The organism is Pseudomonas sp. 30_B (assembly GCF_017491605.1).
In the GTDB taxonomy this organism is placed as follows: domain Bacteria; phylum Pseudomonadota; class Gammaproteobacteria; order Pseudomonadales; family Pseudomonadaceae; genus Pseudomonas.
The window spans coordinates 1-524 of the sequence record NZ_JAFGYY010000166.1 but is presented as its reverse complement, the minus strand read 5'-3'; the positions used below and the strand labels follow the sequence as shown (position 1 = coordinate 524).

The following is a 524-nucleotide window of genomic DNA, read 5'->3' as shown; positions in this document are numbered from 1 at the left end:
ATGTCGGGCCGCGAGGAAAAAGTCGAATTCAAGCTGCCGGCGAAGCTCACGCAAGCTGTCGCCCGCGAAGTTTAAGGAGGACATCCCTTGTCTACTCCGCTGCTCCAGCAAGTCCGCGTTGGCGCGTACATCATGCGCCAGCACCTGTCCGGCAACAAACGCTATCCGCTCGCGCTGATGCTCGAGCCCCTCTTCCGCTGCAACCTCGCGTGCAACGGCTGCGGCAAGATCGACTATCCGGATCCGATTCTGAACCAGCGCCTGTCCGTCGAGGAATGCCTGCAGGCCGTCGACGAGTGCGGCGCGCCCGTGGTGTCGATCGCGGGCGGCGAGCCGCTGCTGCACAAGGAAATGCCGGAAATCGTCAAGGGCATCATGAAGCGCAAGAAGTTCGTCTACCTGTGCACGAACGCGCTGCTGATGGAAAAGAAGATGGACGATTACGCGCCGAGCCCGTACTTCGTCTGGTCGGTCCATCTCGACGGCGACCGGGAGATGCACGATCACTCGGTGTCGCAGGAAGG

1 protein-coding gene is annotated in these 524 nt (G+C 61.6%); it reads left to right on the top strand.

From position 1 onward, the window contains the following. Positions 1-132: 132 nt before the first annotated feature. The coding region (gene hpnH, locus J5M67_RS27750; RefSeq protein WP_243434920.1) for an adenosyl-hopene transferase HpnH at positions 133-524 on the top strand (392 nt) is incomplete at its 3' end.